The 12503-nt window shown below is 68.9% G+C and carries 12 protein-coding genes; 9 read left to right on the top strand and 3 right to left on the bottom strand.

Annotated features, from left to right (window positions below):
• Positions 1-128: 128 nt before the first annotated feature.
• From eccD to ACIQMR_RS16470, 6 genes are all read left to right on the top strand, one after another.
• Entirely contained in the window at positions 129-1631 is a 1503-nt protein-coding gene (eccD, locus tag ACIQMR_RS16495; protein ID WP_401386960.1) for a type VII secretion integral membrane protein EccD, read from the top strand.
• A 299-nt stretch (positions 1632-1930) separates the two neighbouring features.
• Entirely contained in the window at positions 1931-2218 is a 288-nt protein-coding gene (gene rpsO, locus ACIQMR_RS16490) for a 30S ribosomal protein S15 (protein WP_030943387.1), read from the top strand.
• 278 nt (positions 2219-2496) lie between these two features.
• Positions 2497-4725 (top strand): polyribonucleotide nucleotidyltransferase, encoded by a 2229-nt coding sequence (locus ACIQMR_RS16485; protein ID WP_266384072.1) that lies wholly within the window; start codon positions 2497-2499, stop codon positions 4723-4725.
• Positions 4722-6101 (top strand): pitrilysin family protein, encoded by a 1380-nt coding sequence (locus tag ACIQMR_RS16480; protein WP_266384074.1) that lies wholly within the window; start codon positions 4722-4724, stop codon positions 6099-6101. Before ACIQMR_RS16485 ends, ACIQMR_RS16480 begins: the two co-directional genes overlap by 4 nt.
• Before the next feature lie 13 nt (positions 6102-6114).
• A complete protein-coding gene (gene dapB, locus ACIQMR_RS16475) occupies positions 6115-6894 on the top strand; it encodes a 4-hydroxy-tetrahydrodipicolinate reductase (protein WP_401386955.1) in 780 nt (259 codons plus the stop codon).
• An 8-nt stretch (positions 6895-6902) separates the two neighbouring features.
• Entirely contained in the window at positions 6903-7346 is a 444-nt protein-coding gene (locus ACIQMR_RS16470) for a hypothetical protein (protein WP_401386952.1), read from the top strand.
• Positions 7347-7399: 53 nt separating this feature from the next.
• Here ACIQMR_RS16470 and ACIQMR_RS16465 read toward each other — a convergent pair whose 3' ends face one another.
• Entirely contained in the window at positions 7400-7957 is a 558-nt protein-coding gene (locus tag ACIQMR_RS16465) for a hypothetical protein (RefSeq protein ID WP_401386949.1), read from the bottom strand.
• Between the two features lie 126 nt (positions 7958-8083).
• Positions 8084-8332, bottom strand: a complete 249-nt coding sequence (locus tag ACIQMR_RS16460) for a hypothetical protein (RefSeq protein WP_328726324.1) — start codon at positions 8330-8332, stop codon at positions 8084-8086.
• A 148-nt stretch (positions 8333-8480) separates the two neighbouring features.
• On the opposite strand from ACIQMR_RS16460, the gene thyX reads away from it, so the two are divergent.
• The 3 genes from thyX to ACIQMR_RS16445 all read left to right on the top strand — a co-directional run bounded on the left by thyX (position 8481) and on the right by ACIQMR_RS16445 (position 12147).
• Positions 8481-9260: an FAD-dependent thymidylate synthase gene (gene thyX / locus ACIQMR_RS16455; protein WP_401386945.1), complete on the top strand. Its 780-nt coding sequence runs from the start codon at positions 8481-8483 to the stop codon at positions 9258-9260.
• A gap of 189 nt (positions 9261-9449) precedes the next feature.
• Positions 9450-10349 carry a 4-hydroxy-tetrahydrodipicolinate synthase gene (gene dapA / locus ACIQMR_RS16450; protein WP_401386942.1) on the top strand — a complete coding sequence of 300 codons (900 nt, stop codon included), beginning with the start codon at positions 9450-9452 and terminating at the stop codon, positions 10347-10349.
• 112 nt (positions 10350-10461) lie between these two features.
• Entirely contained in the window at positions 10462-12147 is a 1686-nt protein-coding gene (locus ACIQMR_RS16445; RefSeq protein WP_401386939.1) for a ribonuclease J, read from the top strand.
• A 167-nt stretch (positions 12148-12314) separates the two neighbouring features.
• Here the strand turns inward: ACIQMR_RS16445 and ACIQMR_RS16440 are convergent.
• The coding region (locus tag ACIQMR_RS16440) for a hypothetical protein (RefSeq protein ID WP_401386936.1) at positions 12315-12503 on the bottom strand (189 nt) is incomplete at its 5' end.

The raw sequence follows: 12503 nt of genomic DNA, 5'->3' as shown, positions 1-12503 counted from the left end.
GCGGGGGCGGGCGGTAGGGTGGCGCGACGTGTTTGCGCACGCATGAACTACCGCAAAAAAAGGGTCATTCGGAACGCAGTGCCGACCCGGCGGTCCATGCGAATCACGAGGGGATGCAGCAGGTGAGTATGACGGCCCCAGCGGCGGCCACCGGATCCGGTCACCCGGGTCCCGCGACTCCGTCCGGCGGCGGAACCGGCTTCTGCCGGGTCACGGTCGTCGCGCCGGACAGTCGCGTCGACGTGGCTCTGCCCGAAGACATCCCCGTCGCCGACCTCTATCCGGAGATCCTCCGGCTGTCCGGGCAGAGCCCCGCGGCGGGCGCCCCGGTGGGCTACCACCTCGTGCGCCGCGACGGCACCGTGCTCGACGGCGCGCGCTCGCTCGTCGCGCAGCGCATCCTCGACGGCGAGCTGCTGTCGCTGCGGCCCTTCGCCGAGTCGCTGCCCCCCGCCGTGTTCGACGACGTCTCCGACGCCGTCGCCTCCGCGGTCGCCCGCGACCGCACGCTGTGGAACGACGCCCTGATGCGCGGCGCCGGGCTCTTCGGCGGCTCGGCGCTGCTGGTACTGCTCGGCTTCGTCCTGTGGTCGGCCGACCCACGTCACGACATGCACAGCCTGCCGGGCATCCTGGCCGCCGTCGCCGGCGTACTGCTGCTCGCGCTCGCCTGCGTACGGGCCCGGGTCTACGACGACCGCGGGGCGGCCGTCGCCCTGGGCATCGGCGCGATGGCGAACGCCGCCGTCGCCGGCGCGGGACTGCTGCCGCCGGCGAGCGGGCAGGGCATCGGACGGCTGCAGTTCCTGCTGGCCTGCGCCGCAGTGCTGGTCGTCTCGGTGATCCTGATGATGGTCGCCCCCGGCGGGGACGGTCCCTTCGTCGCGTTCGTCTTCGCCGCGGCCATCGGCCTGCTCGTCACCTTCGCCGCGATCGTGACCGGGATGGAGCCGTCCGAGACCGCCGCGGTGTGCTCTCCGCTCGCCGTCGGGGCCCTGGCCTTCCTGCCCGGTCTCTCCACGCGCTTCGCCCGCCTGCCCGTCGGCTTCGAGCCGCCGCGCACCTCGGTCGGCGGCTACGGGGCCGAGCCCGCCTCGCCGCAGGGCCCGGTCGACGCCGAGCGCATCGCCGCCCAGGCCCGTCGCGGCCACGAGCTGCTCGTCGGCCTCGTCGGGGGCTGCGCCCTGCTGGCCGTCGGATCGGCCGCGGTCCTCGGGTTCTCCGACGACGTGTGGGGCCAGCTGCTCGCCCTCGCCACCGGCATCGCCATGCTGATGCGCGCCCACCTCTTCCGCTACACGGCGCAGGTCGGCTGCGCCCTCGTGGCGGGCCTCGGGTCGCTGATCCTGCTCGGCCTCGGGCTGTGCCTGAACCCGCCCACCGAGCTGATGCACGCCGCCCTGAAGGGCGACGGCACCGCGCTCGACATCCGTACGGTCTGGCTGTCCGCCGCGGTCGCCGGCGTCGCCGCACTGATCATCGCCATCGGGCTGATCGTTCCGCGCAAGGGCGTCACCCCCTTCTGGGGCCGTTTCCTGGAGATCGCGGAGACGACCGTCCTGCTGACGCTCGTGCCCCTGTGCCTCGCGGTCTTCGACGTCTACCACTCGATCCGGGCGCTGACCTCCTGACCCTGCGCGGACTGACCCTGCGCGGAGAAGGACCGCCCGGGACGACCGCCCGGAAGGACCGCCGAGAAGGACCAGAGAGACGGACCGGTGCGCCCCACGAGCGTGCCGGTCCCTGCCCCGCTCGGCAGGCTGCCGCGAGCTGGTACTCTGTGTGACGGCCGTTTGTGTACGCGTACCCCGGAGCATCGAAACTCTGGAGTGCAGCGCCCATCGTGCCTTCGCCTCCGAGCAACGGAAGCTCCCCTGAGACCAAGACCAGGGGCACTCGCAGGCGCATCGAACCGAAAGAGGAGTACCGAGTGTCTCTCGACGCCGCTACGAAGAAGCAGATCATGTCCGAGTTCGGCACCAAGGAGGGCGACACCGGCTCCCCCGAGGTCCAGGTCGCGATGCTCTCGCGCCGGATCTCCGACCTGACCGAGCACCTCAAGACCCACAAGCACGACCACCACTCCCGCCGTGGTCTGCTCATCCTGGTCGGTCAGCGCCGCCGGCTGCTGCAGTACCTGGCCAAGAAGGACATCCAGCGCTTCCGTGCGCTGGTCGACCGGCTCGGCATCCGCCGTGGTGCGGCGGGCGCGAAGTAAGACGCCGTGAAGGGAGCGGTTCCCACTCTGAGGGGGCCGCTCCCTTTGCTGTACGTGCGGGATGTCACAGACGCTTTGTAGTCTGGTCGCACAACGCAATACCGAAAACGGAACACCGAACGAGGAGGAGCGCCCCTCCGCCGCCGGTCCTCGGTAGTGGCCCCCGGAATCATCATCCGGGTGCTTCGATCGAAGACCGGCCCGCACACAAGGCGCGCTTCTCCGCCACCGTCCTCCCGCCACACGGGCCGGGGGACGCAGACGAGGAGATATCGCTAGTGGAGAACGAGACCCACTACGCCGAGGCCGTCATCGACAACGGCTCCTTCGGCACCCGTACCATCCGCTTCGAGACGGGCCGCCTGGCCAAGCAGGCCGCCGGTTCCGCCGTGGCGTATCTGGACGACGACACCATGGTGCTGTCGGCCACCACCGCGTCCAAGAACCCCAAGGACCAGCTGGACTTCTTCCCTCTGACGGTCGACGTCGAGGAGCGGATGTACGCCGCGGGCAAGATCCCCGGCTCCTTCTTCCGCCGTGAGGGCCGCCCGTCCGAGGACGCGGTCCTCACCTGCCGTCTGATCGACCGCCCGCTGCGCCCGTCCTTCAAGAAGGGCCTGCGCAACGAGATCCAGATCGTCGAGACGATCATGGCGCTCAACCCCGACCACCTGTACGACGTGGTCGCGATCAACGCCGCCTCCTGCTCCACGCAGCTGGCCGGCCTGCCCTTCTCCGGCCCGATCGGCGGCACCCGTGTCGCGCTGATCAACGGCCAGTGGGTGGCCTTCCCGACGCACACCGAGCTCGAGGACGCCGTCTTCGACATGGTAGTCGCGGGCCGCGTCCTGGAGGACGGCGACGTCGCGATCATGATGGTCGAGGCCGAGGCCACCGAGAAGACCATCGAGCTCGTCAAGGGCGGCGCCGAGGCGCCGACCGAGGAGGTCGTCGCCGCCGGTCTCGAGGCCGCGAAGCCGTTCATCAAGGTCCTCTGCAAGGCGCAGGCCGACCTCGCCGCCAAGGCCGCCAAGCCGACCGGCGAGTTCCCCGTCTTCCTCGAGTACCAGGACGACGTCCTGGAGGCGCTCACCGCCGCCGTCAAGGACGAGCTCTCGCAGGCGCTGACCATCGCGGGCAAGCAGGACCGCGAGGCCGAGCTGGACCGCGTCAAGGGTCTGGCCGCCGAGAAGCTGCTCCCGCAGTTCGAGGGGCGCGAGAAGGAGATCTCCGCGGCGTACCGCTCGCTGACCAAGTCCCTGGTCCGTGAGCGCGTCATCAAGGAGAAGAAGCGCATCGACGGCCGTGGCGTCACGGACATCCGTACGCTCGCCGCCGAGGTCGAGGCCATCCCGCGCGTGCACGGTTCGGCGCTGTTCGAGCGTGGCGAGACCCAGATCCTGGGCGTCACCACCCTGAACATGCTCCGTATGGAGCAGCAGCTGGACACCCTTTCCCCGGTGACCCGCAAGCGCTACATGCACAACTACAACTTCCCGCCGTACTCCGTCGGTGAGACCGGCCGCGTCGGTTCGCCGAAGCGCCGCGAGATCGGCCACGGCGCCCTCGCCGAGCGCGCCATCGTGCCGGTGCTGCCGACGCGCGAGGAGTTCCCGTACGCGATCCGTCAGGTGTCCGAGGCCCTCGGTTCCAACGGCTCGACGTCCATGGGCTCGGTCTGCGCCTCCACCATGTCGCTGCTGAACGCCGGTGTGCCGCTGAAGGCCCCCGTCGCCGGTATCGCCATGGGTCTGATCTCCCAGGAGATCGACGGCCAGACGCACTACGTCGCCCTCACCGACATCCTCGGTGCGGAGGACGCCTTCGGTGACATGGACTTCAAGGTCGCCGGTACGAAGGAGTTCGTCACCGCCCTCCAGCTCGACACCAAGCTGGACGGCATCCCGGCCTCCGTCCTGGCCGCGGCCCTCAAGCAGGCCCGCGACGCCCGCCTCCACATCCTCGACGTGATGATGGAAGCGATCGACACCCCGGACGAGATGTCCCCGAACGCCCCGCGGATCATCACCGTCAAGATCCCCGTGGACAAGATCGGCGAGGTCATCGGCCCCAAGGGCAAGATGATCAACCAGATCCAGGAGGACACCGGCGCCGAGATCACGATCGAGGACGACGGCACCATCTACATCGGTGCCTCCGAGGGCCCGGCCGCCGAGGCCGCCCGCGCCACGATCAACTCGATCGCCAACCCGACCATGCCGGAGGTCGGCGAGCGCTACCTGGGTACGGTCGTCAAGACCACCACCTTCGGTGCTTTCGTCTCCCTGATGCCCGGCAAGGACGGCCTGCTGCACATCTCGCAGATCCGCAAGCTCGCCGGTGGCAAGCGTGTGGAGAACGTCGAGGACGTGCTCGCGGTCGGCGCCAAGGTCCAGGTCGAGATCGCCGAGATCGACCAGCGCGGCAAGCTCTCCCTCATCCCCGTGATCGCAGACGAGGACGCTGCCGGCGACGACGCCGAGAAGAAGGACGACACCGACAAGTGACGTCCCGTAGTGCCAGGACGACGGCCCGCACCTCCTCGGAGGCGCGGGCCGTCGCCCGTACCCAAACGCTTCTCCAGGGCGAGCACGGCATCGGTACGGTGCGTAAGACCACCCTCCCCGGCGGCCTGCGCATCGTCACGGAGACCCTGCCGTCCGTACGCTCCGCCACCTTCGGCATCTGGGCGCACGTCGGCTCCCGCGACGAGACCCCCTCGCTCAACGGCGCCACCCACTACCTGGAGCACCTCCTCTTCAAGGGCACGCACAAGCGCTCCGCCCTCGACATCTCCTCCGCCATCGACGCGGTGGGCGGCGAGATGAACGCCTTCACGGCGAAGGAGTACACCTGCTACTACGCGCGGGTCCTCGACACCGATCTGCCGTTGGCGATCGACGTCGTCTGCGACATGCTCACCGGATCGCTGATCCTCGACGAGGACGTCGACGCCGAGCGCGGCGTCATCCTCGAAGAGATCGCGATGACCGAGGACGATCCGGGCGATGTCGTCCATGATCTCTTCGCGCACACCATGTTCGGTGACACCCCGCTGGGCCGCCCCGTGCTCGGCACGGTCGACACCATCAACGCGCTGAACCGCTCCCAGATCGCCCGCTTCTACAAGAAGCACTACGACCCGACCCATCTGGTCGTCGCAGCGGCGGGCAACATCGACCACGCGACGGTCGTACGCCAGGTCCGCAGGGCCTTCGACAAGGCAGGCGCCCTGACGCGTACGGACGGCCTGCCGGTCGCCCCCCGTGACGGCAGCAGGACACTGAAGACCGCCGGCCGTGTCGAGGTCCTCGACCGCAGGACCGAGCAGGCCCACGTGGTCCTCGGCATGCCGGGCCTCGCCAGGACCGACGACCGCCGCTGGGCCCTCGGCGTACTGAACACGGCCCTCGGCGGCGGCATGTCCTCGCGCCTGTTCCAGGAGGTCCGCGAGAAGCGCGGCCTCGCCTACAGCGTCTACTCGTACACCTCGGGCTTCGCCGACTGCGGACTCTTCGGCGTCTACGCGGGCTGCCGGCCCAGCCAGGTCCACGACGTACTGAAGATCTGCAGGAACGAACTCGACCGGGTCGCGAACGAGGGACTGGCGGACGACGAGATCGACCGCGCCATCGGCCAGCTCTCCGGCTCGACCGTCCTCGGCCTGGAGGACACCGGCGCGCTGATGAACCGCATCGGCAAGAGCGAGCTGTGCTGGGGCGCCCAGATGTCGGTCGACGACATGCTGGCGAACATAGCCGCGGTCACTCCCGACGACGTCCGCGCGGTGGCCCGTGAGGTCCTGGGGCAACGGCCCTCGCTGTCGGTGATCGGCCCGCTCAAGGACAAGCAGGCCGACCGACTGCACGAATCCGTCTCGTAGAGAGAGCAAGAGCATGAGCAAGCTGCGCGTGGCCGTTCTCGGCGCCAAGGGCCGTATCGGCTCCGAGGCGGTACGGGCCGTCGAAGCCGCCGACGACATGGAACTCGTCGCCGCGCTGGGCCGGGGCGACAAGCTGGAGACCCTTGCCGAGACCGGCGCCCAGGTCGTGGTCGAACTGACCAACCCCGCTTCGGTGATGGGCAACCTCGACTTCTGCGTACGTCACGGCATCCACGCCGTCGTCGGCACCACCGGCTGGACGGACGAGCGCCTCGCGCATCTGCGCACTTCGCTGGACGCTTCCCCTACCTCCGGCGGGGAGGCACCCACCCCGTCGACGGGCGTGCTCATCGCGCCCAACTTCTCCATCGGCGCCGTCCTCACGATGAAGTTCGCCGCTCAGGCGGCGCGCTACTTCGAGTCGGTCGAGGTCGTCGAGCTGCACCACCCCAACAAGGCGGATGCCCCCTCCGGTACCGCCACGCGCACCGCCCAGCTGATCGCCGCGGCACGTGCCGAGGCAGGCTGCGCACCGCAGCCCGATGCCACGGTCACGGCCCTGGACGGCGCACGCGGGGCGGACGTCGACGGGGTGCCGGTGCACGCCGTACGGCTGCGCGGGCTGCTGGCGCACCAGGAGGTCCTGCTGGGCGGGGAGGGCGAGACCCTCACCATCCGCCATGACTCCCTGCACCACAGCAGCTTCATGCCGGGCATCCTGCTGGGCGTGCGGCGTGTGGTGACGACCCCCGGGCTCACCTTCGGCCTCGAGCACTTCCTCGACCTCGGCTGAGTGCCCGGATGCGCGCGAAAGTCTCCTACTTCGTCACGGGTGCCGTCCTCGTCGTCTACTTCGTCCTGGTCGGCAGCCGGGGCGTGATGCTGATCCGGCACGGCACCCTGCTCACCGTCACCTTCGGCGTCGCGGTGCTGATCCTGCCGGTGATCGGTGTCTGGTTCCTCTGGAAGAACACCCAGTTCGTCAGGAAGGCCAACGCGCTGGCCGCCGAGCTCGACGCCGAGGGCGGACTGCCGGTGGACGAGCTGGCGCGTACGCCCGGCGGCAGGATCGACCGCGACTCGGCCGACGCCGTCTTCGCCCAGCGCCGCGCGGAGACCGAGGACTCCCCGGGCGACTGGCGCTGCTGGTTCCGGCTGGCCGTCGCGTACCACGACGCCAGGGACACCCCGCGGGCCCGCAAGGCCATGCAGAAGGCGATCGCCCTGCACGACGGCACGGCGTGAGCGCTGTCGTGGGGCCCGCCCCGGGATCGGTCACGGGGCGGGCGAAGCCGGGGTCAGCTTGCGGCGCCGTACTCCGCGCCCCAGGCCTCGATCGTGTCCGCGGCCCGGTCGAACGCCTCGACGCGTGACAGGAAGTCCGCGTTGTGATCCGTGAGCAGCGGGAGCGGCTCGTCGCCCTCACGGACGAGGACCAGCGCCTGCCCCTGCACCGTGCGCGGCAGCCCGAGCCACCGCACCGGCTGCTGCACCGTGCGCAGGCCCTTGACCCGCGCCCACGACAGGGTCGTCGTGGAGAAGAAGGCCACGCGCCGCAGCCCGTGCCGGCTCACCCAGGCGCCGATGCGCAGAAGCCGCAGCGCCGCGCAGATCATCAGCGCCCCGATGCCGATGCAGACACCGGCGCCGGGCAGGGCGCCGGCGAAGGCGATGACCATGGCGGCCAGCAGCACGAACGACGCGAGCAGAAGGATCAGCGCGGCCGCTCCGACCCGCCAGGGGCCAGGACGGTACGGCCGTCGCCACTGGTCGTGGTCGTGATCGTCGAACGGCAGCGCGACATCGTCGTCCGTCGCGTCAAAGGCGCGGTCCGCCGTCAGAAAGGGCAGGGGCACGGCTGGTCCTCACTCATCACCACGATGGGGCTTGTGCCCGGTGAGGCTATCGAGGCGGCCATCAGCCGACCACCCCAGGGGGGCCATGGGTGTGCTTCCCGCCCCCGTTGGAGCGGTGGGGGCAGGTCAGCGGCCGTCGGCGCCCCCGGACTGCTGGGCCTGGCTCGGCGCCTTGGGGGAGACCGGGGCCTCCAGGGCCGGCATGCCCAGAAGCAGCGATCCGACCAGCCCCGCCACCACGGTCAGGCCGATCAGCGTACGGCCGACGAGCTGCGAGGCACTGGGCCGCTGCGGGGAAGGCGGGGTGACGTTGCTACGGAAGCGCTCGGCCTCGGCGACGAATGTGAACGGAACGGCCTCTCGCCGGCGGAACATGGAGCGGGCCCCTTTCGGTGTGTGACGGTACGCGGCTACTGGTACAGACGCGTAGAACGGCCACTTGGTGCCCGATTCCGGCGAATTGGCACAGGGAAAATCGGGACGAGCCGCCCCGGCTGTCGTTGTAGAGGGTGCGCCGTAGAGAATGGGCGCCGCCCGAGCGACGCAACTGGAAGGACCCCCGCCGGTGACACACCCCCACGCCGACATCAAGCCCAGCTTCCGCAGCGATGTCACCGTCGAGCTGGTGAAGCACACCGCCGGCGACTCCGACGTGCTGTGGGCGGCCCGGGTCTCCACCGCGGGCGAGCAGTCCCTGGAAGAGCTCTCGAAGGACCCGGAGCGGTCGAAGGGGCTCATCAACTATCTGATGCGGGACCGCCACGGCAGCCCCTTCGAGCACAACTCGATGACCTTCTTCATCAGCGCCCCGATCTTCGTCTTCCGCGAGTTCATGCGCCACCGCGTCGGCTGGTCGTACAACGAGGAATCCGGCCGCTACAGGGAGCTGCAGCCCGTCTTCTACGTGCCGGACGAGTCGCGCAAGCTCGTGCAGGAGGGCCGTCCCGGGAAGTACGTCTTCGTGGAGGGCACCCAGGCGCAGCAGGAGCTGACCGGCCGGGTCATGGAGGACTCGTACCGCCAGGCGTACGAGGCGTACCACGAGATGCTCGGCGCCGGAGTGGCGCGCGAAGTCGCCCGCTCGGTCCTGCCCGTCGGCCTCTACTCGTCGATGTACGCGACGTGCAACGCGCGCTCGCTGATGCACTTCCTCGGCCTGCGCACCCAGCACGAGCTGGCGAAGGTCGCGTCCTTCCCGCAGCGGGAGATCGAGATGGTGGGCGAGAAGATGGAGGAGCACTGGGCCAAGCTGATGCCGCTCACGTACGCCGCCTTCAACGGCAACGGCCGTGTCGCCCCGTAGAGCACAGATGTACGGTCAGCCTTACTCGGTGTCCGTATTGCGGCGTTTCGAGAAGTTCATCTAGGCTGATCAAACGGGCCCGGCACTGCCTGAACCCCCGAGCAGGCAGTGCCGGGCTCCACTCACCACGGCATAGGTCACGTCCCCCGAGGGGGCCCTACGCGCTGAGCAGCGAGTAGCGTGTTACCCATGGCTCCAATCTCCACTCCGCAGATCCCCTTCGGGCGGGTCCTCACCGCCATGGTCACGCCGTTCACGGCGGACGGCGCACTTGACCTCGACGGCGCGCAGCGGCTCGCCACCCACCTGGTGGACGCAGGCAACGACGGCCTGATCATCAACGGCACCACGGGTGAGTCCCCGACCACCAGTGACGCGGAGAAAGACCAGCTGGTACGAGCCGTCCTCGACGCGGTGGGCGACCGCGCCCACGTCGTCGCCGGAATCGGTACCAACGACACCCGGCACAGCGTCGAGCTGGCACGCGCCGCCGAACGCGCCGGCGCACACGGCCTGCTCGCCGTCACGCCGTACTACAACAAGCCTCCGCAGGAGGGTCTGTACCGGCACTTCACGGCCATCGCCGACAGCACCGGCCTGCCGGTCATGCTGTACGACATCCCCGGCCGCAGCGGCGTACCGATCGACACCGAGACGATCGTCCGCCTCGCCGACCACCCGCGCATCGTCGCCAACAAGGACGCCAAGGGCGACCTCGGCCGCGCCAGCTGGGCCATCGCCCGGAGCGCACTGGCCTGGTACTCGGGCGACGACATGCTCAACCTGCCGCTCCTCTCGGTCGGGGCCATCGGCTTCGTCTCCGTCGTCGGCCATGTGGTCACCCCCGAGCTGCGCGCCCTGATCGACGCGTACACGGAGGGCGACGTCCAGAAGGCCACCGAGATTCACCAGAAGCTGCTCCCGGTCTTCACCGGCATGTTCCGCACCCAGGGCGTCATCACCACCAAGGCGGCGCTCGCCCTGCAGGGTCTGCCCGCAGGCCCGCTGCGCCTCCCGCTCGTCGAGCTCACCGAGGGCGAGACCGCCCAGCTCAAGATCGATCTCGCGGCCGGCGGGGTACAGCTGTAACCACAGACTTCACAACTGAATACGAACAACCAAAACGACAACAGCAAGTGCACGAATGTCATGCGCGCCACGTGCCCAAGCGGTACGTGGCGCGTGTGGTGAGGAGAGTCTTTTGAGTCATCCGCATCCTGAACTCGGCGCCCCGCCGAAGCTCCCCAAGGGCGGTCTGCGCGTCACACCGCTCGGCGGCCTCGGCGAGATCGGCCGCAACATGACGGTCTTCGAGTACGAAGGCCGACTGCTCATCGTCGACTGCGGCGTCCTCTTCCCGGAGGAGGAGCAGCCCGGCATCGACCTGATCCTGCCGGACTTCACCACGATCAGGGACCGCCTCGACGACATCGAGGGCATCGTGCTCACGCACGGCCACGAGGATCACATCGGCGGTGTCCCGTACCTGCTCCGGCTCAAGCCGGACATCCCACTGATCGGCTCCAAGCTGACCCTCGCCCTGATCGAGGCCAAGCTGCAGGAGCACCGCATCCGCCCGTACACCCTCGAAGTCGCCGAGGGGAACCGCGAGCGCATCGGACCCTTCGACTGCGAGTTCATCGCGGTCAACCACTCCATCCCGGACGCCCTGGCCGTCGCCATCCGCACCCCCGCGGGCATGGCCGTCCACACGGGCGACTTCAAGATGGACCAGCTCCCGATGGACGGCCGGCTGACGGACCTCCATGCCTTCGCACGCCTGAGCGAAGAGGGAATCGACCTCCTGCTGGTCGACTCGACCAACGCAGAGGTCCCCGGCTTCGTCCCCGCGGAGCGGGACATCTCGAACGTGCTGCGCGGCGTCTTCGCGGGTGCCCAGAAGCGCATCATCGTGGCCAGCTTCGCCAGCCACGTACACCGCATCCAGCAGATCCTGGACGCTGCCCACGAATACGGCCGCCGGGTCGCCTTCGTCGGCCGCTCGATGGTCCGCAACATGGGCATCGCCCGCGACCTCGGCTACCTCAAGGTGCCGGCCGGCCTCGTCGTGGACGTCAAGACCCTCGACGACCTTCCGGACCACGAGGTCGTGCTCGTCTGTACGGGATCCCAGGGCGAGCCGATGGCGGCCCTCTCCCGTATGGCCAACCGCGACCACCAGATCCGCATCGTCCAGGGCGACACCGTCATCCTGGCCTCGTCACTCATCCCGGGTAACGAGAACGCGGTCTACCGCGTCATCAACGGACTCACCCGCTGGGGCGCGAACGTCATCCACAAGGGCAACGCCAAGGTCCATGTCTCGGGCCACGCCTCGGCCGGCGAGCTGCTGTACTTCTACAACATCTGCAAGCCGAAGAACCTCATGCCGGTCCACGGCGAATGGCGCCATCTGCGCGCCAACGCCGAGCTCGGGGCCATGACGGGCGTTCCCAAGGACCACATCGTCATCGCCGAGGACGGCGTCGTCGTCGACCTCCTGGACGGCAAGGCCAAAATCACCGGCAAGGTCCAAGCGGGGTACGTGTACGTCGACGGCCTCTCGGTCGGCGACGTCACCGAGTCGTCCCTGAAGGACCGCCGCATCCTCGGCGACGAGGGCATCATCTCGGTCTTCGTCGTGGTGGACTCCACGACCGGCAAGATCGTGGGCGGCCCGAACATCCACGCCCGTGGCTCGGGTATCGAGGACGGCGCCTTCGACGCGGTGATTCCGAAGATCCAGGAAGCCATCCACAAGTCCGCGGCCGACGGGGTCTCCGAGCCCCACCAGCTGCAGCAGCTCATCCGTCGCTCGGTCGGCAAGTGGGTCTCCGACACCTACCGTCGGCGTCCGATGATCCTGCCTGTCGTGGTGGAGGTCTGACACCTCGTCGGGTGATCTTGGAGCGGGGCGGCCCTCGATTTGCATCGGCCGCTCCGCTCCAGTACGTTTACGGCTCCGCCTGAGGGAAGTCCAGCGCACTGATGTGTGCTCGGAAGGTCCACTCAACGGGGCGGGAATTCCGACTCAGAGTCTCTGATAAAGTCGGATCAGCCGAAAGGCAAAAGGCCCTCCAACGGCCACTGGATACAAAATCCGAACCGGGAACGGAACGGAAAAAGAATCTGGTAAGGTTGGAAACAACGAAGGGAAGCGCCCGGAGGAAAGCCCGAAAGGGTGAGTACGAAGGAAGCGTCCGTTCCTTGAGAACTCAACAGCGTGCCAAAAATCAACGCCAG

This window comes from Streptomyces sp. NPDC091376 (assembly GCF_044757085.1).
GTDB lineage: Bacteria > Actinomycetota > Actinomycetes > Streptomycetales > Streptomycetaceae > Streptomyces > Streptomyces pratisoli.
This window is presented reverse-complemented; position numbering and strand designations above follow the sequence as displayed.

Excerpts from the sequence above, each read along its gene's own strand:
- eccD (WP_401386960.1), top strand. The coding sequence starts at position 129 with ATGACGGCCCCAGCGGCGGCCACCGGATCCGGTCACCCGGGTCCCGCG.
- dapB (WP_401386955.1), top strand. The coding sequence starts at position 6,115 with ATGAGCAAGCTGCGCGTGGCCGTTCTCGGCGCCAAGGGCCGTATCGGC.
- ACIQMR_RS16470 (WP_401386952.1), top strand. The coding sequence starts at position 6,903 with ATGCGCGCGAAAGTCTCCTACTTCGTCACGGGTGCCGTCCTCGTCGTC.
- ACIQMR_RS16460 (WP_328726324.1), bottom strand. The coding sequence starts at position 8,332 with ATGTTCCGCCGGCGAGAGGCCGTTCCGTTCACATTCGTCGCCGAGGCC.
- thyX (WP_401386945.1), top strand. The coding sequence starts at position 8,481 with ATGGGCGCCGCCCGAGCGACGCAACTGGAAGGACCCCCGCCGGTGACA.
- dapA (WP_401386942.1), top strand. The coding sequence starts at position 9,450 with ATGGCTCCAATCTCCACTCCGCAGATCCCCTTCGGGCGGGTCCTCACC.